Genomic DNA, 24,444 nt, shown 5'->3' on the forward strand with positions numbered 1-24,444 from the left:
TTACTGACTATATATTTAAAAACTTATGATTTACATTGAACCAGAATTATTAGAACGCGTAAACACATGGTTAACTCCTGCCTTTGATGAAGATACTCAAGCTAACATTAAAGACTTAATTGCAAACAATCCTACAGATTTAAAAGAGAGTTTTTATAAAGACTTAGAGTTTGGAACTGGTGGTATGCGAGGTATAATGGGAGTTGGAACAAACCGAATTAATAAATATACGCTAGGAAAAAACACTCAAGGTTTAAGTAATTACCTACATACAAGTTTCCCTAACGAAACTGTAAAAGTAGCTATTGCTTACGATTGTAGACATAACAGTAAATCATTAGCAAAAGTAGTTGCCGATGTATTTTCAGCAAATAATATAGAAGTTTATCTTTTCGAAGATTTACGTCCTACACCAGAATTATCTTTCGCAGTAAGACATTTAAACTGCCATTGTGGTATCGTTTTAACGGCATCTCACAATCCGCCAGAATATAACGGATACAAAGTATACTGGCAAGATGGCGGACAATTAGTTCCTCCACACGACGATTTAATTGTGAAGTTAATTGATAGTTTAGACTATTCTGAAATTAAATTTGAAGAAAACGCAGATCTTATTCATTATATCGGAGAAGATGTAGACAATGCATTTATCGAAGCATCTATAGAAAATGGAAGTTATACAACTCCTGAAGCTAGAGAAGGATTAAACGTAGTCTTTACTCCGCTTCACGGAACGTCTGTAACATCTGTACCTCAAACATTGAAACGTGCAGGTTATAACCACGTTCATATTGTAAAAGAACAAGAAGTACCAGATGGAGATTTCCCAACCGTAAAATCTCCAAATCCAGAAGAACCTGAAGCTTTAAAAATGGCTTTAGATTTAGCTGATAAAACGGGATCTGATATCGTAATTGGAACAGACCCTGATTGTGACCGTTTAGGTGTCGCTGTTCGTGATTTAGATGGTAAAATGATTTTATTAAACGGAAATCAGACCATGTTATTAATGACAGATTTCTTACTTAAACAATGGAAAGCAAAAGGAAAACTTAAAGGCAACGAGTTTATCGCATCAACCATAGTATCGACTCCAATGATGCACCAATTAGCGAAAGCTTACGATGTAGATTATAAAATTGGTCTTACAGGATTTAAATGGATTGCAAAAATGATTCACGATTTCCCTGAGCAAACCTATGTTGGTGGTGGTGAAGAAAGTTTTGGTTATTTAGTTGGCGATTTTGTTCGCGATAAAGATGCTGTGACTTCTACCCTATTGGCTTGCGAAATTGCAGCACATGCAAAAGCAAATGGAAGCTCTATATATAAAGATTTATTAAATCTTTATGTAGAACACGATTTATATAAAGAACGTTTAATTTCTTTAACTAAAAAAGGTATTGAAGGGGCTCAAGAAATCACTCAAATGATGATTGATGCTCGCGAAAATCCAGTTTCAGAAATCAATGGTTCTAAAGTTGTAAGTGTAGAAGATTATCAAACATCTACAGTTAAATATTTAGCTACTGGAAAAGAAGAAACAATCGATATTCCAAAATCTAATGTTATTATTTACTACACAGAAGACGGTAGTAAAGTAGCCTTAAGACCAAGTGGAACAGAGCCTAAAATTAAATTTTATATTAGCGCAAACACCACACTAGACAGCACCGATAATTTTAAAGCGACAGAAGCAAAACTTGAAGCTAAAATTGATGCTATTATTAAAGATATGAAACTTAGTTAATGAGTTATTTTAAACAGATATTTAGATTCGCTAAACCTTATAAAGTTTATGCGATTCTAAATATCATTTGTAATATTTTTTACGCCCTTTTTGGCACTTTAGCCATGGTTTCGTTATTCCCAATGCTTAATGTATTGTTCGATAAAACGAAACAAATAAATACTAAACCCGTTTGGGAAGGCTTTGCTGGTATAAAAGATTATGCCGAGAACTATCTAAATTTCTTTGTTACACAAAAAGCAAACGAAGGTAGCGATCAGGTATTATTTTTTATGGTTGCTCTGGTTGTAAGCATGTTTTTACTAAAAAACTTCTTCAACTATTTAGCCATGTATTTTATCACCTATTTACGAAACGGTGTATTAAAAGACCTTAGAGATACACTCTACGATAAATATTTAAATTTACCTTTATCCTTCTTTTCTGAAAAGCGTAAAGGTGATAGTATCGCTAGAATTTCTAGTGATGTTCAAGAAATTCAAACCTCATTTCTATCTATTTTAGAACTCATAGTTAGAGAGCCTTTAATGATTATTTTTACCATCATAGCAATGTTTATGATTAGCGTAGAACTAACCTTTTTTGTCTTTGTTTTTATTCCTGTAAGTGGATTTCTTATCTCGCTAATCGGAAAATCTTTAAAGCGGAAGTCTGATAGTGTACAAAAAGAACAAGGAATATTTTTATCTGTTGTTGAAGAAACTCTAGGCGGATTAAAAGTGATAAAAGGGTTTACTTCTGAAGACGTTTTTAATAAGCGATTTAGAGATTCAACCTTAAGATATTACAACTTTTCTAACACTTTATTGAATCGTCAAAACCTAGCATCACCTACCAGTGAAGTTTTAGGAATTACAGTGATCTCTGTTTTACTTTGGTATGGCGGACGAATGGTTTTAAATGATAACAGTTTAGATGCAGGTCTATTTATCGTATACATTGGTCTTGCATATAATATATTAACTCCGGCAAAAGCGATTAGTAAAGCGAGTTACGGTGTTAAAAAAGGTAATGCAGCTGCAGAACGTGTTCTCGAAATTTTAAACACAGAATCACCTTTAGAAGACAAACCTAATGCTAAAGTAAAAACTGAATTTAATAACGACATTTCATTAAATAACATCTCCTTTAAATATGAAGACGATTTGGTTTTAAATCAATTTTCTTTAAAAGTACCTAAAGGAAAAAGTGTCGCGCTTGTTGGACAATCTGGAAGTGGAAAGAGTACGATTGCAAATCTAGTGACACGTTTTTACGATGTTAATGAAGGAAGCATTACTATTGACGGTGAAGACATTCGAGATTTAACAAAACACTCGCTTCGTAGCTTAATGGGCTTAGTTACTCAAGATTCAATCTTATTTAACGACACGATTAAAGAGAATATTCTTTTAGGGAAAGAAAATGCTACAGACCAAGAAATTATTGAAGCTCTAAAAATCGCAAATGCTTGGGAATTTGTAAAAGAATTACCACTTGGTATTGAAACTAATATTGGAGATTCAGGTAATAAATTATCTGGCGGACAAAAACAACGCTTAAGTATTGCACGTGCCGTTTTAAAGAATCCTCCAATTATGATTTTAGATGAGGCAACGTCTGCCCTAGATACAGAAAGCGAACGCTTGGTACAAGATGCCCTAGAGAATATGATGAAAAACAGAACTTCTATTGTTATTGCGCACCGTTTATCAACCATTCAAAGTGCAGATACTATCGTGGTTATGCAAAAAGGAAGAATTGTAGAACAAGGTACACACGACGAGCTTATTCAGAAAAATAATGTATACAAGAAACTTGTTAATATGCAGAGTTTCGAATAAAAAAGCTTGAAATGAAACTTTTATATAGCCTATTTATCATTACTTTCTTATTTCCATCTCTAAGCAACCAAAATAAAAATAGAACTAAAAATTTTCCAAAAGAAGAACTTCAAGTTAAGCATTTTCCTAAAAAAGAAAATGTTTGGGTATTTTTAATGGCCGGACAATCTAATATGGCTGGAAGAGGTTTTGTAGAACCCAAAGACACCATTCCGAATACCAGAGTTATAACAATAAATGTTAAGGACGACGTTATTTACGCCAAAGAACCTTTGCATTTTTACGAACCTACTATGGCAGGTTTAGATATAGGCAAGTCTTTCGGAGAGGAACTCATTAAACATATTCCAGATTCAATTACTGTTTTACTAATTCCAACAGCCGTTGGCGGAAGTAAAATTGAAAAATGGATTAATGATGAGAATTTTAGGAAAGTTAGATTATTTTCCAACTTTGAAGAAAAACTGAAGCTAGCAGAAAATTATGGTGAAGTTAAAGGCATATTATGGCATCAAGGAGAAAGCAACACAAGCAACAAAAATTCTATTAATGCATACGAAAACAACCTCTCTTTACTAATATCTAAATTCAGAAAAATAGCTAAAAATAATCAGTTACCGGTTATAATTGGAGAATTGGGCTCTTACTCAGAAAATAAAGACCAATGGAATGCGATAAATTCTAAAATAATAAGTGTTTCAAAAACGGACAGTTTAATAGGTCTTGTACGAACTCAAGATTTAACAGACAGAGGAGACAACGTACACTTCAACTCTAAAAGCATCCGATTATTAGGAAAAAGATATGCCAAAAAGTTTATGGAAGTATCACCTAATTAAAATCACAGCAAGCAAGCAACTAAATAGAATATCTTCAATTTGTTTTAAAAGACTTAACATTCAATTTATAAGCAGATTATAAAGAATTTTGACATGTATTAAGTTATATTTTAAAAAACTTATTCTATAAATCGACAACTTCAAATTAAACTTTTCATATCTTATACTGTCTAAGTAGAAAACCAATGAATGATTAGTGAGTCTCAATTATTAGAGCAACTAAAATCTGATGCCAGCAGAGATTCTGCTTTTAAAGAATTAATTCGCCTATATAAAGAGCGACTGTATTGGCATATCCGAAATATCGTTAAGTCACACGACGACACAGACGATGTTTTACAGAATACATTCATAAAAATATTTAGAAATATAAATTCGTTTAAAGGAGACAGTAAATTATATTCTTGGATGTACAGAATTGCAACTAACGAAGCTATTTCTTTCATTAATAAAAGAGCGAAATTATTACAAATCACAAGTGAAGAGACGCAGCAATTAGCATTAGATAATTTACAATCGGATGTATATTTTGAAGGCGATGACATTCAACTAAAATTACAACAAGCCATTGCTAAATTACCTCAAAAACAGCAATTGGTTTTTAATATGAGGTATTTTGAAGATATAAAATATAAAGATATGTCCGAGATTTTAGACACAAGTGAAGGTGCTTTAAAAGCATCCTATCACTTAGCTACAAAAAAAATAGAAGACTATTTAACTAAAAATTAAACCTTTATAATAAAACGCAGTCTAAAGACTAAGATGAAACTAAAAGACTTACATAACAATAACAATTCAGGATTTAAAATTCCCAAAGATTACTTTAGTAATCTTGAGGAATCCATTTTAAATGAGGCAAAATTAGACGCCAAGGTTCCTAGTCATGGTTTTGTAGTTCCTGACCATTATTTCGATAATTTAGAAGATACGATTTATAAAAAAGCAACATCCAAATCCACATCAAAAGTTAGAACGTTACATGTTCAACCTTGGGTTTATGTCGCAAGTATTGCAGCTTGTGTAATGCTTATGTTTACACTTACGTTTTCTGAGAAACAATCTAATTCTATAAGTTCTATTAACAATGAATCTCTTGAATCTTTTATTTTGGACGAAGATTTAAACACTTCAGAAATGGCAACATTAATTACAGATTCGGTTTTATTTGGAAGAGAAATTTTAAATAATGCCATAAGCGATGCCACAATAGACAATTATATTGAAAGAGAAATTGACCTTGAAGATCTTTTAGATAATTAAAATTTAATATATGAAAATACGATATATCCTTTTACTATTCACCTTGTTCACTGTAAATATATTTGCACAAACTAAGGATGAAAAAATAGAGACTTTAAAAATTGCTTACATCACAGAAAAGTTAAACCTTTCTAAAACTGAAGCTCAGAATTTTTGGCAAATTTACAATACGTTTGAAGAAAAAAACGATGCCATCCGTGATGAGATGAAAGAACGTAGAAAAAACACAGACTTAGAAGCCTTATCTGAAACTGAAGCAAAAAAACTGTTAGGCGACATGATGAAGTCTAATGATGAAAGACATCAGTTATTCAATAAATATATGGCTGATTTAAAAGCCGCCTTGCCTGCTAAAAAAATAATCATTCTTAAGAAAACAGAAGAGGAATTCAGGCGAAAAATATTAGAAGAATACAAAAAGAGACATCAAAACAATCAAAAATAACACTTTAAAAAGAGCCAAATGGCTCTTTTTTTATGCAATAAATTCATCCTACTATATTCTAATTACAACTATAAATCACTACTATTAAACAAATTAACAACAATAGCAAACAAAGACATTAGATTTAACTGCTAGAAAAAGATTAGCCCCTTTTAAATAATTCTTTATTATAAAATATTTTGCTACATTTACAATCAATAATTACTATTATACAAATCAATCGTTTCCTGTACGTAATTTCAATTGTTTATGATTGCTTCAAATATCCGCCACTTAAGAACTTTAAAAAAACTGTCGCAAGAATCTCTTGCCAACGCCCTTGGAATAACACGTTCTAGAATTGGCTCTTACGAGGAAGGCCGCTCAGAACCGGCTATAGATATGCTTATTGTGTTCTCGGAATTCTTTAAACTCCCTTTAGACGTTTTACTACGAACAGATTTAACGAAAACAAAAGATGGTTCTTTCTTAAAAGTAGGAGAAAACCGTATTCTATTCCCAATGGTTGTAGATTTAAATGACGACGATTTAATTGAAGTTGTCCCTATAAAGGCTTCTGCTGGTTATTTAGACGGTTACGACGATCCTGAATATATAGATCAGCTACAAAAAATTAAATTACCGTTTTTACCGACAGGAAAACACAGAGCATTTCCTATTAAGGGAGATTCCATGTTGCCGTTAAAAGCAGGTTCCTTTGTTGTCGGTAAGTTTATTGAAGATGTTAGAGATATACAAAATGGGCGCACTTATGTGGTATTAACAAGCACTCAAGGGATGGTTTACAAGCGCGTTTACAATCAGATTGAAGAAAACAAAGGACTACTACTAGTCTCCGATAATAAAACCTACGATCCCTATTTTATTTCTATCCATGATGTTTTAGAATTATGGGAATTTACGTGTTGCATAAACACACAAGAATACGACGAACACGAACTACAAATAAGTAGTATAATCAGAATGTTTACGGAGCTTGGAATAGAGTTAAAAGCTTTAGAAAAAATGATACAATAATGATGTACACCATAATAGATATTGAAACGACAGGAAGTAGTAATAAAATTACAGAAATTGCTATTTTAAAACATGATGGGACTCAAATTATTGAAGAATTCACCTCTTTAGTAAATCCAGAAGCACACATACCTCCATATATTACAACGCTAACTGGAATAGATAACAGAATGGTTGCAGATGCTCCTACATTCTCTGAAATCGCTCAAGACATATTAGATATTACTGAAGACACTATTTTTGTGGCTCACAATGTAAATTTTGATTACAACATCATTCGCAATTCTTTTAAGGACATAAATATTGATTTTAAACGCAAGAAACTATGTACAATTCGACTATCGAGAAAATTACTTCCTGGACACCAATCTTATAGTCTAGGAAAATTATGTACATCTCTAAATATTGATGTTTTTGACAGACACCGTGCTAAAGGAGATGCTGAGGCTACTGTTATTTTGTTTGAATTATTATTAGCTCATGAACAAGCTGAAACCGTTTTTAGCAACTTTTTAAAACCATCGTCTAAAGAAGCTACGCTGCCTCCAAACTTACCTAATTCTGTATTTAATGCCATTCCGAATAAAACGGGAATTTATTATTTCAAAAATAAAAAAGGAGCCATTATTTATGTCGGAAAAGCGAAAGATTTAAAGAAACGCGTATTAAGTCATTTCTATAATAAATCTGATAAAGAAATGAATTTATGTCGCGAAACAGCAGACATTACTTTCGATTTATCAGGAAGTGAATTAATTGCTTTACTTATGGAAGACGCTGCAATTAAAACCCATTACCCAGAATTTAACCAGGCGGCTAAACGTAACCCAAAAGCGTTTGCAATATTTAGCTACGAAGATAGAGACGGCATAAAACATTTGGCCTATAACACCTTGAAATCGGCACCAAATCCGCTTCAAATATATTATTCAATTACAGATTGCAGACAACAACTTGAGCACTATTGCAAAACTTTTAATTTATGTCCGAAATACTGTCATTTACAAGAAGGCAACTCAGAATGTTCTCATTACCTCATCAACAACTGTAAAGGCATCTGTAAACAACAAGAAGTGGTAGAAGATTACAATCTAAGAGTATCTGAAGCTATAGAAACCATTAAGAACAGTCGTCAGGAAATCGTTTTAAAACAAACAGGTAGACATCAAGAAGAGTCTGCTTTTATTTTAATTAAAGATGGATTTTATAAAGGTTACGGATTTATAGATCGTACAGAACAAATCATGAATACAGATGACCTTGAGCCTTTTTTAATTCCGCAACACGATACCATGCACACTCAAAAAATTCTACAAAGTGTTATTTTGAGCACAAATATTGAAGTTAAAACAGATTCTATTGCAGTGTAATTAGTTCATGAATTATCTAAACCAATCCCAAGTAATCTTTAAGCCTTGGGCAACCGTATATTTTGGTTTATAACCGAGTAAGCGCTGTGCTTTAGAAATATCGGCTAAAGAATCACGAACATCACCTTGTCTAGACGGACCATAAAGTGGTTCTAAATCGGAATCTGCAGCTGTTTTAATATCTTCCCACAATTGATTTATACTAATGCGCTCTCCACAAGCGACATTAAACACTTCGTTCGCCGCTTCTTTAGAGGCAAAGAATGCACGTACATTGGCTTGAATTACATTATCTATAAAAGTGAAATCGCGCGTTTGTCCACCATCACCATTAATATTTGCCGGAATATTATCTTTTACAGCCTGCATAAACAATGGTATAACCGCCGCGTAAGCCCCGTTTGGACTTTGTCTAGGACCAAACACATTAAAGTACCGAAACCCGATAACATCTGTTCCATACGTCTTTCCAAAAACATCGACATACAATTCGTTTACGTATTTAGTAACCGCATATGGAGATAAAGGATTCCCGATAATCTCTTCTACTTTTGGCAAATTCTGACTATCACCGTACGTAGAGCTAGACGCCGCATACACCATACGTTTTACTGTATCACTATCTTTTACCGCCACTAACATATTTAAAAACCCATTAATATTGGCATTATTTGTTGCTATAGGATCTTCTATAGAACGCGGCACAGAACCCAGAGCAGCTTGATGACTCACGTAGTCCATACCTGCAACAGCCAATTTACAAGTCTCTAAATCTGTAATATCTCCTTCAATAAGTTCGAAGGCAGAATGTGAAATAAACGCTTCTAGATTTTCTCGATATCCATTAGAAAAATTATCAAGTACGCGCACTTTCTTAATTCCGTATTTAAGTAAATATTCTACTAAATTCGAACCAATAAAACCAGCGCCACCAGTTATCAGAATACTGATATTTGATAAATCTTCTGAATGGTATTTTGTATTGTACATAATTTTAAATTTGATACTATAATCTACCGTCTACAGACTCTTTAGGCAATAATGATTTAACATCGAAAAGCACACCCGATTCAGATTTTAATGCTGTGATATCTAACTCCAAAAATTCGTTATGAGATACAGCTAAAATAACGGCATCGTAATTATTTTTAAGAACAGAAGCATCGGATAATAAATCAAAATTATACTCATATTTCACCTCTTCTGCTGAAGCCCAAGGATCAAACACATCAATATTTACATCGTACGTTTTAAGTTCATTAATAATATCTATAACGCGAGAATTTCTAATATCTGGACAATTTTCCTTAAAAGTAATCCCTAAAACTAAGACATTAGAGCCTTTAATTTTAGCGCCTTTTTTAATCATTAACTTGATGGTTTCAGTCGCCACATAAGCTCCCATACTATCGTTCATTTTACGACCAGCTAATATTATTTCCGGATTATATCCACATTCTATTGCTTTTTGTGCCAAATAAAAGGGATCGACTCCAATACAATGGCCACCGACTAAACCAGGAGAAAAATTAATAAAATTCCATTTTGTCCCTGCCGCTTCAAGAACAGCTTTAGTATCTATATCTAATAGTCTGAAAATTTTAGACAATTCATTAACAAAAGCAATATTGATATCTCGTTGCGAATTTTCGATAACTTTTGCGGCCTCAGCAACCTTAATTGAAGGCGCCATATGTGTACCAGCAGTAATTATAGTTTTATATAGATTATCTACACGTTTTGCAATCTCAGGCGTAGAACCCGACGTCACTTTTAAAATTTTAGTAACCGTATGTTTTTTATCTCCCGGATTTATACGTTCTGGAGAATATCCTGCATAAAAATGTGTATTAAACTTTAATCCCGATATTTTTTCCAAAATAGGCACACAAATATCTTCTGTAACCCCTGGATATACGGTAGATTCATAAATAACGATATCGCCCTCCTTTAAAACCTTCCCTACAGTTTCACTCGCTTTAACTAAAGGCGTAAACACCGGTTTATTTAAGCTATCGGTAGGTGTAGGAACTGTTACGATAAAAATATTAGAGGTAGACAAGTCTTCCGGATTGCAAGATACCCATAAACCAGACTCAGCAGCTTGGTCTGTAGTTAAAACAGCTTGTAATTCGGGTGTTTCAACCTCTAAAGTTCTGTCTCTTCCAGATTGCAATTCGGAAATTCGATTTTGGTTAATATCGAATCCCACAACAAAATACTTCTTAGCAAATTCTACTGCTAATGGTAATCCGACATATCCTAAACCAATAATGGTAATCTTATCTTTTTTCTGCATAGTTATATGTAGTTCGCTACTTCTTTTTTATCATACTTTGATTTAAAAGTAAACTCCATTTTAATTTCAATAAAGAAAGTAAAATTTAATTGACTAACTAAATTCGTTCTATAAAACGTTTAAATCGTCCTAAAACACCTTTCTTCTTATCACTTTCATGGTATGCATTTCCGTAAACCCCATAACCATAACCGTATCCGTACCCATAACCGTAGCCATAGCCGTAATTATGGTTGGTTTTATGTTTATAAAAGTTAAGTACAAAACTTATATTTTTCACTTCTCCCATGCGGTACTTCGCATTTATTAAAGATAACATACCTTTCTTAGTGTAATCTAAACGCACCATAAATATAGTCGCATCGGCAAATTGTGTTAATTGCAAAGCATCTGTAACTAAACCTAATGGTGGTGTATCTAAAATAATCATGTCATATTCCTGACGAAGTTGAGTAATTAAATCAGTCAACACATCACTCATAAGTAATTCAGATGGGTTTGGAGGTACAGGACCCGAAGGAATCACATCTAAATTAGCGACATTGGTATGACTCGTTACTTCTTCTAAGGAATGTTCTCCAATTAGATAATTTACAATTCCTAAATCGTTTGTAATCTCAAAATCATCAAATATTTTTGGCTTACGTAAATCTAATCCAAGTAATATTGTTTTCTTCCCCGACAAGGCATAAACAGTAGCCATGTTTATGGATGTAAATGTTTTTCCTTCCCCACTTACAGAAGACGTTACCATGATTGTTTTTCCTAATTTCTGATCCCCTTCTTGCTTTTTAAAGATAAACTGCAAACTAGATCTAATCGATCTAAACGATTCGGCGACTGCAGATTTAGGTTTTTCATAAACAACAAGATTATTATGGTATTTATATTTTCCTATTAATCCTAAAATTGGAATTCGTGATAAGCGCTCTACTTCATCCGAACCGTGAATTGTATTATCCAGTAAGTAAATAATAAAGATCATTAGCATTGGTAAAAAGAAACCAACCATAAGCGCCATCATATAATTCAGCGATTTGTTTGGCCCTATAAGTCCGCCACCAATATCTTTAGCTTCATCAATTGAAGTTATATCGGATATGTTTGCAGCCTTAACAATTGCAGCTTCACCACGTTTAGCCAAATAAACATTATAAGACTCTTGACTTATATCTAACTTACGTTGAATTTTTAAATACTGCTGCTGATCTTCAGGTAAATTACTAAGCTTCGATTCCAAGTTAGCGGCCTGTCGTTGTATACTATTCAACTGCAGTTTTATAGTACTTTTTGTAGCATCTATCGTTTCAAGTAATACGCGTTTTTCTGCATTTATACGACGGTCCAGATCCTTAAACAAATCAGAACTTTCTTTCATTGTATACTCTAGACTTTGACGTTCAATAGCCAAAGCAGTTATTTTTCCGACACTTTGCTGAATATTTGGTTCTTCAATCCCTACAGACGAAGGTGCTGCAATATTAATATAGTCAGTTTTAGTTCGTAAATAATCGTCTAATGCGTTTAAGTAATTAAGTTTAGTTAACTCATTTTCTTTAGCCATTTCATATTCCCGCAAACGAGCCGATACTTCGGTCATTTCAGCGTCAACATCAAACACCTTATTTTGTTTTCTAAACGTATTCATCTCGTCAGAAACATCTTTAAGGCTAGTATTTACTGTCGCTAAACTACTGTCTATAAATTTAATTGTATTAGTCGCGTAAAGGTTCTTACGCTCTAATTCTGTTCTACTTAAAATTTCTGAAGTTGCATTTAAATACGCTACAATTTTCGCTTTATTATGCCCAGATAATGAAAGTTTTAAAACCGAAGGAGAATCTTTAGAAAACGGAGACGTATCTACCGCATTTTTATAACTATTTACAACCTGATCGAAATTTAAAAACTTAATAAAATACTCCGAATTAGTCTCAATAGTTTGTTCCTGCTTTGTAAACAATGTAAAATTTACAAATGGTAAAATCACAGGTTTGCCTATAGTAAATGTTTTATTAAAAACGCCTTTAGGCAAAGCGACACCCCCAGTATGTTTATCTCCATAAAACTGAATGGTTCCACCATCATTTTCAAATTCGGTAAAAATTTCAAATTCGGTTTCATTAATAAAACGAACCCCTAACGGCTGATTTAAAAGTTGTCCTTTTTCCTTATCTATTTCGATAAAAAAAGGAGCGTCCGTATAAATATCTTCCTTTCTATATTTCCCCTCTTTTAGATAATCGATATAAAATTGAAGCGAATCTACAACCTTCTCATTGTGCGTTCTTGTTTGCAAAGAAGTAATTACTTTACCTACTTTTCCTGAAACACCTCCCCAGTTAAATGAAATACTGGTATTTGCTGTAAAAAATGGATTTTGATCATTTTCAACAGTGATTAAAGAATCTAATTTATAAATATTCTGTTTTCTTACATTGATTAGGTATGCTATTATTAAAGCCGTCCCAATACACAACAAAACCAATTTCCATAGGTTAAGAACTTTAAATAAATAGCCTCTAAAATCGAAGGTCATCCCCCCAGATTCCATTTGGTCCTGATCGTCATACTCGTATTGTGTCATCTGTTATAATCGATCTATTAGTAATAAAGTTGTAGTTCCTAATGTTAAAAGCGTAGCAATGGTCGCTAATGTCTGCATACCTGTTTCTCCTGTACCCCAAGATTTTTGCTTAAGCGGTTTAACATATACAATATCGTTAGGTTGTATGTAGTAGTAAGGCGAATTCATAACATCTTCTTTAGTAATATCTAAATGATGTATTTTCTGACCTTGCGGATACTGTCTAATTATCATGATGTCTTTTCTATCCCCAGTAATTGGAATTTCTCCTGCGTTTGCTATAGCTTCAAAAATATTTACACGATCCTGAAACAACGTATTTGTACCTGGACTTCCTACTTCTCCACTAACGGTATATCTTAAACCTGTAAGTTTTACTGTGACAAAAATATTAGCAGTCTCTTTAAATTGTTCTTCTAGTAATTTTTTTTCTAAAATGTTTTCTATTTCTTCAGTAGTATATCCTAAAACATTTATGCGTCCCAAAGCTGGAACCCGAATTTCCCCATGTAAATCCACGGTAAAACCATCAAAATAAGCCCGTTCATCACTATTTGAACTTAACAAATCCTCTCCCATGGGATTAAAAATCTGAACAGCGTCTTGATCAAGCGCCTTTACTCTAATATTTAAGATATCGTAAATCTGTACACGATATGGCGACTGCGATGCTACCACTTTAGAAATCGAGTCTGCAGCAGTTTCTTGCGGTTGTAGGTATACCATTTCTTTATGAGGAACACATCCTACTATTAGAAAACATAATACAATGCAAAAAAAAAGAAAATTTTTAGTCATGAATGAAGGTAGGTGATTTACTGACAAATATAAGTTTTCGGTAGGAATATCAAAACTAATCGTTTACTTTTTGGATATTTGCACAACAATTATTAAACAAAAGAAGCACTTGAATTATTTAACAGTAGAAAACATAGCCAAATCTTACGGAGAACTTACGTTGTTCGAAAACCTATCCTTTAGTATTCATAAAGACCAGAAGGTTGCATTTGTTGCTAAGAATGGAACAGGGAAAACATCTATTTTGAACATTCTCGCAGGGCTCGATCAGGCTGATACTGGACAAATAATTTTTAGAAAAGATATTACCGTATCTTTTTTACCTCAGGAACCTGTATTAGATCCCAATTTGACCATAGAAGAAACTATTTTCGATGGTGATCACGATATTTTAAAAGTGATTAGAAATTATGAAGCGGCATTACACAATACAGAAGATGCAGATGCCTATCAAAAAGCATTTGAGCAGATGGATCGCTATAATGCTTGGGATTTTGAAACCCAATACAAACAAATCTTATCAAAATTAAAGCTAGATAACTTTTCGCAAAAAGTAAGCACCTTATCAGGTGGACAAAAAAAGCGTTTAGCATTAGCCAATTCTTTAATTAATAAACCCGATTTATTAATTCTAGATGAGCCAACCAACCACTTAGATCTAGAAATGATCGAATGGTTAGAATTATTTTTTGCTAAAGAAAACATGACCTTATTTATGGTTACTCACGACCGTTTTTTTCTAGAACGTGTGTGTAATGAAATCATAGAATTAGATCAAGGAGAGCTTTTCAATTATAAAGGAAACTACTCGTATTACTTAGAAAAAAAGGAAGCACGTGTTGCACAAGAAGCTGTAGAAGTTGGAAAAGCAAAACAAGTGTTCAAAAAAGAATTAGATTGGATGCGTCGCCAACCAAAAGCACGTACAACTAAATCGAAATCTAGAATAAACGATTTTCAAGATATAAAAGAACGCGCTCACAAACGTCGTAAAGATCATACAGTAGAGTTAGAACTTAACATGGAGCGTTTAGGAAATAAGATCGTAGAATTGCACAATGTTAAGAAAGCATTTGGTGATAAGACTATTTTAGACGGACTTACATACAACTTTCAACGTGGTGAACGTATTGGAATTATTGGTAAAAACGGAACAGGAAAATCTACGTTTTTAAATATCCTTACAGAAACAACGCAACCGGATAGCGGAACAATTACCTTAGGAGAAACCGTAAAGTTTGGATATTATACCCAATCTGGTATTGAAGTTAAACCCGATCAAAAAGTTATTGACGTCGTTCGCGATTTTGGAGATTATATTCCGCTTAAAAAAGGAAAGCAAATTAGCGCGCAACAACTTTTAGAACGCTTTTTATTCGACCGTAAAAAACAATACGACTTTGTAGCAAAGTTAAGTGGTGGTGAACGTAAACGATTATACTTATGTACCGTTTTAATTCAGAATCCTAACTTTTTAATCTTAGATGAGCCTACTAACGATCTTGATATCGTAACCTTAAACGTTCTTGAAGATTTCCTTTTAGATTTCCCAGGTTGTTTATTGGTTGTAACGCACGACCGTTACTTTATGGACAAAATTGTAGATCACTTATTCGTGTTTAGAGGTGAAGGTGTGGTTGAAGATTTCCCTGGAAACTATAGCGACTTTAGATCTTACGAAGATAGCCCTGAGATTGCTCCTGCAGAAGACAAAAAAGAAAAAAAGAACTGGAAACAAGAATCTAGCGCAAAGTTATCTTATAACGAGCAGAAGGAATATAACAATATAGAAAGCAAATTAAAATCTATGGCTTTCGACAAAACGGAATTAGAAGCCAAGTTTTTAAATCCTGACCTTTCTCAAGATAAAATTAACGAACTCTCAGAAAAATTAGAAAAACTAATTCAAGAGATGGACGAAAAAGAGGCACGTTGGTTTGAACTAGCTGCTAAACTAGAATAATAAGTTTTAATCACGATTTTTGAGATAGTGCTTTATCAAATTCAACAGTATTTAAAATATTTAAAACGCTCTACAAATCAGCATGGGGTGCACTCCCCTTTTGTTTATAATTTAGTCACAGCATGTTTCTATGATAAAAAAAAGCATCAAGATTATTCCAGAATTTCAGATTATAAAAGAGCGTTATTACAAAATAAAAACACCATTGAAATTACCGATTTAGGCACGGGTTCTGTATATACTAAAAGTAACATTCGACATATAAATAGTATTGCAAAAAATTCTGGTGCATCCTTAAAGCACGCCAAGTTATTATTCCGGTTGAATCAGTATTTTCAATTTAATAATAGTTTGGAATTGGGGACTTCCTTAGGAGTTTCAACACATGCTATTGCTTTAGGAAACACGAAAGGTAAAATCACTTCAATTGAAGGCTGTCCTAAAATAGCAGAATTTTCAAGCCAAAATTTAAAAGATAAAAATATTACTAATGCTGAAATCTTAGTCGGAGATTTCAGCACGGTAATTCCTAAATTAAATCAAGATACTATCGACTTTGTATTGTTCGATGGCAATCATAATAAAGAATCAACTTTAGAGTATTTTGAATTGCTACTACCCAAAATTCACAATAACACCGTTTTTATTTTCGACGATATTTATTGGTCTAAAGGCATGACTGAAGCTTGGGAAATCATCAAAAAACATTCAAAAGTAAAAGTTACAATAGATACGTTTCAATATGGATTTGTGTTTTTCAGACAAGAACAAGTCAAAGAACATTTTACTATTAGATTATAAAATCACTTTTTTTATCTTTGCCGAAAATTTATTAAGTAACATTCAATTTTTCTACAATAATTCATTTTAAATACCCGCTATTTTATGTCTATTTTTTTCGACAATCCGTTTAAAGGTAAAATGATAAAGGATCACACTACAAATCCGAATATCATTGCTGGAAAATACTCGCATTATTCAGGCTATTACAATCAAAATTCTTTCGATGAATATGCTCGTTTCTTATCGCAAGATGAAATTGGTGTGGATAAACTTATCATTGGTTCTTTTTGTTCAATAGGCAGCGGTGTTAATTTTATTATGGCAGGGAATCAAGGCCATAGACACGACTGGATATCTAGTTTTCCATTTCATTATATGTCGGATAACGATCTATTTAAAAAGAGTGTAGATGGTTATAAAACAAAAGGAGATACTGTAATTGGTAACGATGTTTGGATAGGAAGTGAAGCTATGATTATGCACGGTGTAAAAATAGGAGATGGTGCCGTAATTGGAAGCCGCTCTCTGGTAACTAAAAATGTAGAACCTTATTCTATTGTTAAAGGCAATCCTGCTGTAGAGATTCAGAAACGTTTTTCAGATAGCCAGATAAAAAAATTAATGGAAATGAAATGGTGGAATTGGGACGAAGAAATATTAGCAGAAGCTATCCCAATATTATGTTCACAAAACATTGATTTACTGTATAAATTTTACAAATTAAATATATTACCAACAGTAAAAAAACCAGCATTAAACTTTAATCCAAAAATAATTTTCAAATAATATTTTGTAACATTTTCTATCATTTAGCGTCTTACTTCTAAGTATAATTCCTATACCTTGCAATAACCAAAACCAATTTTAGTTTTATGGATAACGTCATAGAAATCACCAATATTATTCGCGATTTTAAACTCGGACAAGAAACCGTTCATGTTTTAAAAGGCATCGATTTAACCATAAAACGTGGGGATTATATTGCTATAATGGGACCTTCTGGTTCAGGGAAATCAACTTTAATGAATCTGCTTGGATGTTTAGATACGCCTACCGCCGGAACCTATATTTTAAATGGGAAGGATGCTAGTAAAATGACAGACGACGAATTAGCCGATATTAGAAACACCGAGATCGGTTTCGTGTTCCAAACCTTTAACTTACTTCCAAGAACAACAGCACTAGACAACGTGGCTTTACCAATGGTATATGCCGGTTATTCTAAAGCCGAACGTACCAAGCGTGCCCAAGAAGTCTTAACCGAGGTTGGTTTAGCAGACAGAATGGACCATAAACCCAATCAGCTTTCTGGAGGACAAAGACAACGTGTTGCCGTTGGTCGTGCTTTGGTTAACAATCCATCTATTATTTTGGCCGATGAGCCTACAGGAAACTTAGATTCGAAAACCTCTGTAGAGATTATGGGACTTTTTAATACCATCCACAAACAAGGGAACACTGTTATTTTGGTGACTCACGAAGAAGAAATTGCAGAACATGCACATAGAATTATCCGTTTACGAGATGGACTGATTGAAAGTGATACTAGAAACGAAAAAATTGTAGTTCCTGTTCAACTCTAACCAATAAACAAATCTTAATTCATTTTTAAAGCCTAATTTTTCCATGTAACTTTGAAATACGCCACATTTCGGCGCAATCTTAATTTAAGAAGCATTCAAAGACATGAAAATATATACTAAAACGGGAGATAAAGGTACCACTGCCCTATTTGGAGGGACGCGTGTGCCCAAACATAACATCCGAATTGAAAGCTACGGTACTGTAGACGAACTTAACTCGTACATCGGTCTAATTAGAGACCAAGACATTAACCCGGCTTACAAGGATATTTTAATAAATATTCAAGACAAACTATTCACCGTTGGAGCGATGTTAGCGACGCCTCCGGAAAAAGCCATTCTAAAAAACGGGAAAGAACGTTTAAACATTCCGAAAATTGATGATGCGCATATTACACTTCTAGAAACGGAAATGGATACTATGAACACAGAATTACCGCCAATGACGCATTTTGTATTGCCTGGCGGACATCAAACTGTGTCATTTTGTCACATTGCGCGTTGCGTTTGTCGTAGAGCAGAACGCTTAGCCTCAGAGCTAAACGAAATTGAACCCTTAAATCCGCAAACTCTGACGTACCTAAACCGTCTTTCTGACTACATTTTTGTGTTGGCACGAAAGTTGTCCCATGACTTACAAGCAGATGAAGTAAAGTGGATTCCTGAAAAGCATTAAATGCAACGATTTCAAGAAAATTATAACCCGCTTTAAGTCAATTTGTTTACCGAAAACAAAGCGTTCTTTAATTTAATGATGAAATAATTCATTTTTTTCTTGACTATTTAAACTAAAAAATTATTTTTGCAAAAAATAAAACGAATAACAGATGTATTGGACATTAGAATTAGCATCATATTTAAGTGATGCGCCTTGGCCAGCTACTAAAGATGAGCTGATTGACTACGCGATTAGAACAGGAGCTCCTCTAGAAGTTGTAGAAAATTTACAATCCATTGAAGATGAAGGAGATTCGTACGACTCTATCGAAGAGATCTGGTCAGATTACCCGACAGATGAAGATTATCTCTGGAACGAGGATGAATATTAATATTACATAAAGAAAAGTTAAAAAGTCTCGTATCGAGGCTTTTTTTTGTGCTATTCTGTATTATGCATAACAACAAAACGTATATTTGAGTGCTTTATTTTTTTAGCATTTAAAGTACTTAACTGTATCTATTAAGTCGGTAGACTTAATGCAAACTAAACACACATACACATGAATTTTTTAAATTCTGTACTTAAGGTATTTGTTGGAGACAAATCCAAGCAAGATGTAAAAGCCATCATGCCTTTAGTAAATAAAATTAAAACTTTTGAAAAGGCTCTTGAAGCTTTATCTCACGACGAACTTAGAGCAAAAACAGCTTACTTTAAAGCTAAAATTGCCGAAGGTCGTAAACCTTTCGAAGATCAAATCACTGCCCTTTTAGAAGAAGCAAATAATACTGAAGACATCGACAGACGTGAAGACATTTATCAAGAAATTGATAAATTAAAAGACGACTCTTACGCTGCGACAGAAGACGTATTAAACGACATTCTTCCTGAAGCTTTTGGTGTTGTAAAAGAAACTGCTAAACGTTTCAAAGATAATACGAGTATTCCAGTTACCGCAAATGCTTTCGATAGAGAGATTTCGGGAACTAAAGGTTATGTAGAATTACAAGACGATAAAGCCGTTTGGGCAAACTCTTGGGATGCTGCTGGAAAAGCCATTACTTGGGATATGGTACATTACGATGTACAACTTATTGGTGGTATTGCTATGCACCAAGGTAAAATTGCAGAGATGCATACTGGAGAAGGTAAAACGTTAGTAGCAACCTTACCAATGTACTTAAATGCGTTAGCAGGAAAAGGAGTTCACCTGGTTACTGTAAACGACTACTTAGCAAAACGTGATAGTGCTTGGATGGCACCAATTTTCGAATTCCATGGTTTAAGTATCGATTGTATCGATTACCACCAACCAAATTCTGAAGCACGTAAAAAAGCATATAATGCCGATATTACTTACGGAACAAATAACGAATTTGGTTTCGATTATTTACGTGATAATATGGCACATTCTCCAAACGATTTGGTACAACGTCCACACCACTATGCCATTGTCGATGAAGTCGATTCTGTATTAGTAGATGATGCTCGTACACCATTAATTATTTCTGGTCCGATTCCTCAAGGAGACCGTCACGAATTCACAGAGTTAAAGCCTAAAGTTGAAGATATCGTATCTGTGCAACGTAAATATTTAACTGGTGTTTTTGCTGAAGCTAAAAAATTAATTAACGAAGGAGACACTAAAGAAGGTGGTTTTCAATTGTTACGTGTATTCCGTGGGATGCCTAAAAACAAAGCCTTAATTAAATTTTTAAGTGAAGACGGCGTTAGACAATTACTTCAGAAAACTGAAAATCACTATATGCAGGATAACAACCGCGAGATGCCTAAGGTAGACGAAGAGTTGTACTATGTTATAGATGAAAAAAATAATCAGATTGAATTATCAGACAAAGGTGTTGAATACCTTTCTGGTTCAGACAATCCTGACTTTTTCGTAATGCCAGAAATTGGTATTGAGATGGCTAAAATTGAAGCAAAAGGTTTACCTGCTGAAGAAGAAGCGAATCAAAAAGAAGATTTATTTAGAGACTTCGGAATTAAATCTGAACGTATACATACCTTAAATCAATTACTTAAAGCCTACGCCCTATTTGAGAAAGACAATCAATATGTGGTGATGGAAAACAAAGTAATGATTGTAGACGAGCAAACAGGTCGTATTATGGATGGTCGTCGTTATAGCGATGGATTACACCAAGCGATTGAAGCTAAAGAAAATGTAAAAATTGAAGCTGCTACACAAACATTTGCAACAGTTACACTTCAAAACTTCTTTAGAATGTACCGCAAACTTTCTGGTATGACGGGTACAGCGATTACTGAAGCAGGGGAATTATGGGAAATCTATAAATTAGATGTTGTCGAAATTCCAACAAACCGACCAATCGCAAGACACGATAAAGAAGATTTAGTTTATAAAACTAAGCGTGAAAAATACAATGCAGTAATCGAAGAGGTTACTAAATTATCTAAAGCTGGGCGTCCTATATTAATTGGAACAACCAATGTAGAGATTAGTGAACTTTTAGGAAAAATGCTTAGCATCCGTAAAGTACCTCACAATGTATTAAACGCGAAATTACATAAAAGAGAAGCAGATATTGTTGCCGAAGCTGGTCAGCCAGGACAAGTAACTATTGCTACAAACATGGCAGGTCGTGGTACCGACATTAAGTTAATCGATGCGGTTAAAAAAGTTGGTGGTTTAGCAATTGTAGGTACAGAACGTCACGATTCACGTCGTGTAGACCGTCAGTTACGTGGTCGTGCAGGTCGTCAAGGAGATCCAGGAAGTTCTCAATTCTATGTCTCATTAGAAGATAACTTAATGCGATTATTCGGATCTGAGCGTATTGCAAAAATGATGGATAAAATGGGATTAGAAGAAGGTGAAGTCATTCAGCATTCTATGATTTCAAAATCTATCGAGCGTGCTCAGAAAAAAGTTGAAGAAAATAACTTCGGTGTTCGTAAACGTTTATTAGAGTACGATGATGTTATGAATGCGCAACGTGAGGTTGTTTACAAACGTCGTCACCATGCATTATTTGGAGAACGTCTTCGTGTAGATTTAGCAAACATGATTTTCGATACTGCCGAAAATATTGCTGAAGTAAACAAAGATGCTAACGATTATAAAAATTTCGGATTTGAATTAATTCGTTATTTCTCGATGGCTAATCCTGTAAGCGAGCAAGAATTCAACAAACTAACTGTTCAAGACATTGCAGCTAAAGTATACGCCGCAGCTTTCGACCACTATAAAGCTAAGATGGGTAAAAATGCAGAGCTTGCATTCCCTATTATTAAGAATGTTTACGAAACACAAGGCGAGAAATTTAAACGTATTGTTGTGCCGTTTACAGATGGTGTAAAAACATTACAAGTTGTTACAGATTTACAACAAGCTTACGAAACTGAAGGAAAGCAATTAATTACAGATTTCGAAAAGAACATTACTTTAGCCATTATCGACGATGCATGGAAATCGCATTTACGTAAAATGGATGAGTTAAAACAATCTGTTCAATTAGCGGTTCACGAACAAAAAGATCCGTTATTAATATACAAGTTCGAAGCTTTCGAATTGTTTAAAGTGATGATTACTCAAGTAAATAAAGATGTGATTTCATTCTTATTTAAAGGAGAATTGCCTAGCGAAGATCAGAATGCAATTAGCGAAGCGAAACAAGTTGCACCTAGAAAGCAACAGGTAGAAACGACTAAGGAAGAAATTCCTAATCTAGACGAACGTGCTTCTCAAAGCAGAGCTGCTGGTCAGACACAACGTCCAGAAGTTGTAGAAACTATTGTTCGCGATAGTCCAAAAATTGGTAGAAACGATAAAGTAACAATTAAGAATGTAATGAACGGCGAAAGTAAAACCGTAAAATACAAACAAGCCGAACCACTTTTAGCTAAAGGGGATTGGGTAATTACAGAATAGTATATTCTACTATATATTTAAACAACAAAAAATCTGTCTATTTTATAATAGACAGATTTTTTATTTTGGGGTGGTTTGGTAAGTAGTTTAGACACTTAAGTAAGTGAACAAATCACGGATAGGAATTCAACAAGCAGTTTTCGTAAGTAAATTAAAACAATTGATTTTATACGATATTGACATTTTGTTTTTATTAATTTGCTCCTGCAGTAAAAATATATCTAGGAGTCATTTTCTTAATACCTAAATACCACCTCTGTCTTTTATATGTTGCGCTATATAATTGCTCATATCCATTAGTCCTTATTAATCTTTCAAAGTTCAAATGAACATCATTAAGTTCATTTAATTGTTTATAAACTCTTTCAAAATAGTAAAGCTTATTCCCTTGATAAATAGCAAGTTCCGTTTTAAGTTCAGTCAGATTATTTTTTTCTTTTGAACCCACATTGCAATACCAAATTTCAAAAGTAATCTCATGTATTTTTCCATATCCGGGAAATTCATTATTATATCCTAAGGCTTCCCACTTTTCAGAATGGTTTTTCACCAAATCCCAACCTTCAGGAACTTTAATTTCAGTCTGCTTTTCTGTTTCAAGCTCAATTGCTCTTTCTGTTTCAATCCATAATGGTTTTTTTTTAATTAACGCAAAATACCATCGTCTACGGTTTTTATTGTCAAGAGCTGTATAGAGTGATTCATAGCCCTTTGTATTTGTTAATGTTTCTGTATAAACATCTTCTCCAATAATATTTTGTGGATTTCTTGGATTATAATTTAATGGATATTTGTCTGAAAATTTTTGAACTTTTTTTCTTTCTTTTGATCCAATTTCACAATACCAAACTTCAAATTCCCTTTCATAAAGTCTTCCATATCCCGGAAACTTATCATTTTCTCCAAATCCCAATTGAGTCCATCGCTTTGTTTTTCGGTAAACAACTTCCCATTTACCTATATCTTTTGTTGCTTTTGTTGCTTTTGTTGCTTTTGGAATAATAGAAGTATTAACTTTAAATCCAGCTGTATTTTCGATATAACCAATCTTTTTATTTAAATCTAACAAGTTTTTTATTTCACTTAATTCATATCGCTTCAAATTTGACGCAGTTTTGGGAGACTTATTATTGACTCTCATAAAACATGATGAGCAAACCCTTTGTAGAGATTTTAAAATTCCTTTCCCAAAAATAGGTTGATTCCAGAAATATAGCGGCTTTTCGCAGAGGATACAGTTTTTACTCATTTAGTTGTCTTTTTTATATTAAGCTAGGGCTTGGATATGCATAAATGTTAACTTCTTTCACTAAAACAAATATAGCCGATAATCCATTATTATTCAGG

The 24,444-nt window shown here is 33.5% G+C and carries 20 protein-coding genes; 15 read left to right on the plus strand and 5 right to left on the minus strand.

Annotated elements, in window-relative coordinates:
* The first annotated feature begins 25 nt into the window (after positions 1–25).
* The 8 genes from ACFFVB_RS07445 (at position 26) to ACFFVB_RS07480 (ending at position 8,510) form a co-directional block, all read left to right on the plus strand.
* Positions 26–1,753 carry a phospho-sugar mutase gene (locus ACFFVB_RS07445; protein ID WP_382382085.1) on the plus strand — a complete coding sequence of 576 codons (1,728 nt, stop codon included), beginning with the start codon at positions 26–28 and terminating at the stop codon, positions 1,751–1,753.
* On the plus strand, positions 1,753–3,576 hold the full coding sequence (locus tag ACFFVB_RS07450) for an ABC transporter ATP-binding protein (RefSeq protein WP_382382086.1): 1,824 nt from the start codon (positions 1,753–1,755) through the stop codon (positions 3,574–3,576). The genes ACFFVB_RS07445 and ACFFVB_RS07450 overlap by 1 nt, the downstream gene beginning before the upstream one ends.
* 11 nt (positions 3,577–3,587) lie before the next feature.
* A complete protein-coding gene (locus ACFFVB_RS07455; protein WP_382382087.1) occupies positions 3,588–4,415 on the plus strand; it encodes a sialate O-acetylesterase in 828 nt (275 codons plus the stop codon).
* 189 nt (positions 4,416–4,604) lie between these two features.
* Complete coding sequence (locus tag ACFFVB_RS07460) at positions 4,605–5,147, plus strand: RNA polymerase sigma factor (protein WP_382382088.1); 543 nt, start codon at positions 4,605–4,607, stop codon at positions 5,145–5,147.
* 33 nt (positions 5,148–5,180) lie between these two features.
* Complete coding sequence (locus tag ACFFVB_RS07465) at positions 5,181–5,678, plus strand: hypothetical protein (protein ID WP_382382089.1); 498 nt, start codon at positions 5,181–5,183, stop codon at positions 5,676–5,678.
* 10 nt (positions 5,679–5,688) lie between these two features.
* Complete coding sequence (locus ACFFVB_RS07470; RefSeq protein WP_382382090.1) at positions 5,689–6,123, plus strand: sensor of ECF-type sigma factor; 435 nt, start codon at positions 5,689–5,691, stop codon at positions 6,121–6,123.
* A 249-nt stretch (positions 6,124–6,372) separates the two neighbouring features.
* Positions 6,373–7,140, plus strand: a complete 768-nt coding sequence (locus tag ACFFVB_RS07475; protein WP_382382091.1) for an XRE family transcriptional regulator — start codon at positions 6,373–6,375, stop codon at positions 7,138–7,140.
* A complete protein-coding gene (locus tag ACFFVB_RS07480) occupies positions 7,140–8,510 on the plus strand; it encodes an exonuclease domain-containing protein (RefSeq protein WP_382382092.1) in 1,371 nt (456 codons plus the stop codon). Before ACFFVB_RS07475 ends, ACFFVB_RS07480 begins: the two co-directional genes overlap by 1 nt.
* 12 nt (positions 8,511–8,522) lie before the next feature.
* Here the strand turns inward: ACFFVB_RS07480 and ACFFVB_RS07485 are convergent, their stop codons facing one another.
* From ACFFVB_RS07485 to ACFFVB_RS07500, 4 genes are all read right to left on the minus strand, one after another.
* Positions 8,523–9,500: an SDR family oxidoreductase gene (locus ACFFVB_RS07485; protein WP_382382093.1), complete on the minus strand. Its 978-nt coding sequence runs from the start codon at positions 9,498–9,500 to the stop codon at positions 8,523–8,525.
* A 16-nt stretch (positions 9,501–9,516) separates the two neighbouring features.
* Positions 9,517–10,809 carry a nucleotide sugar dehydrogenase gene (locus tag ACFFVB_RS07490; RefSeq protein ID WP_382382094.1) on the minus strand — a complete coding sequence of 431 codons (1,293 nt, stop codon included), beginning with the start codon at positions 10,807–10,809 and terminating at the stop codon, positions 9,517–9,519.
* Between the two features lie 97 nt (positions 10,810–10,906).
* Positions 10,907–13,396, minus strand: a complete 2,490-nt coding sequence (locus tag ACFFVB_RS07495) for a polysaccharide biosynthesis tyrosine autokinase (protein WP_382382095.1) — start codon at positions 13,394–13,396, stop codon at positions 10,907–10,909.
* Positions 13,397–13,399: 3 nt separating this feature from the next.
* On the minus strand, positions 13,400–14,122 hold the full coding sequence (locus ACFFVB_RS07500) for a polysaccharide biosynthesis/export family protein (protein WP_382382096.1): 723 nt from the start codon (positions 14,120–14,122) through the stop codon (positions 13,400–13,402).
* A gap of 181 nt (positions 14,123–14,303) precedes the next feature.
* On the opposite strand from ACFFVB_RS07500, the gene ACFFVB_RS07505 reads away from it, so the two are divergent.
* The 7 genes from ACFFVB_RS07505 to secA all read left to right on the plus strand — a co-directional run bounded on the left by ACFFVB_RS07505 (position 14,304) and on the right by secA (position 23,097).
* Complete coding sequence (locus ACFFVB_RS07505) at positions 14,304–16,157, plus strand: ABC-F family ATP-binding cassette domain-containing protein (protein ID WP_382382097.1); 1,854 nt, start codon at positions 14,304–14,306, stop codon at positions 16,155–16,157.
* 27 nt (positions 16,158–16,184) lie between these two features.
* Positions 16,185–16,958: an O-methyltransferase gene (locus ACFFVB_RS07510; RefSeq protein WP_382382098.1), complete on the plus strand. Its 774-nt coding sequence runs from the start codon at positions 16,185–16,187 to the stop codon at positions 16,956–16,958.
* Between the two features lie 84 nt (positions 16,959–17,042).
* Positions 17,043–17,726, plus strand: a complete 684-nt coding sequence (locus tag ACFFVB_RS07515; protein ID WP_382382099.1) for a CatB-related O-acetyltransferase — start codon at positions 17,043–17,045, stop codon at positions 17,724–17,726.
* A gap of 86 nt (positions 17,727–17,812) precedes the next feature.
* On the plus strand, positions 17,813–18,523 hold the full coding sequence (locus tag ACFFVB_RS07520) for an ABC transporter ATP-binding protein (protein WP_382382100.1): 711 nt from the start codon (positions 17,813–17,815) through the stop codon (positions 18,521–18,523).
* A gap of 103 nt (positions 18,524–18,626) precedes the next feature.
* Entirely contained in the window at positions 18,627–19,199 is a 573-nt protein-coding gene (locus tag ACFFVB_RS07525) for a cob(I)yrinic acid a,c-diamide adenosyltransferase (RefSeq protein ID WP_382382101.1), read from the plus strand.
* A gap of 151 nt (positions 19,200–19,350) precedes the next feature.
* Positions 19,351–19,572 carry a DUF2795 domain-containing protein gene (locus ACFFVB_RS07530; RefSeq protein ID WP_019387375.1) on the plus strand — a complete coding sequence of 74 codons (222 nt, stop codon included), beginning with the start codon at positions 19,351–19,353 and terminating at the stop codon, positions 19,570–19,572.
* Between the two features lie 171 nt (positions 19,573–19,743).
* Complete coding sequence (gene secA, locus ACFFVB_RS07535) at positions 19,744–23,097, plus strand: preprotein translocase subunit SecA (RefSeq protein ID WP_382382102.1); 3,354 nt, start codon at positions 19,744–19,746, stop codon at positions 23,095–23,097.
* 193 nt (positions 23,098–23,290) lie between these two features.
* Here the strand turns inward: secA and ACFFVB_RS07540 are convergent, their stop codons facing one another.
* Complete coding sequence (locus ACFFVB_RS07540) at positions 23,291–24,346, minus strand: hypothetical protein (RefSeq protein ID WP_382382103.1); 1,056 nt, start codon at positions 24,344–24,346, stop codon at positions 23,291–23,293.
* Between the last annotated feature and the right edge of the window lie 98 nt (positions 24,347–24,444).

This window comes from Formosa undariae (assembly GCF_042427615.1).
In the GTDB taxonomy this organism is placed as follows: Bacteria; Bacteroidota; Bacteroidia; order Flavobacteriales; family Flavobacteriaceae; genus Formosa; species Formosa undariae.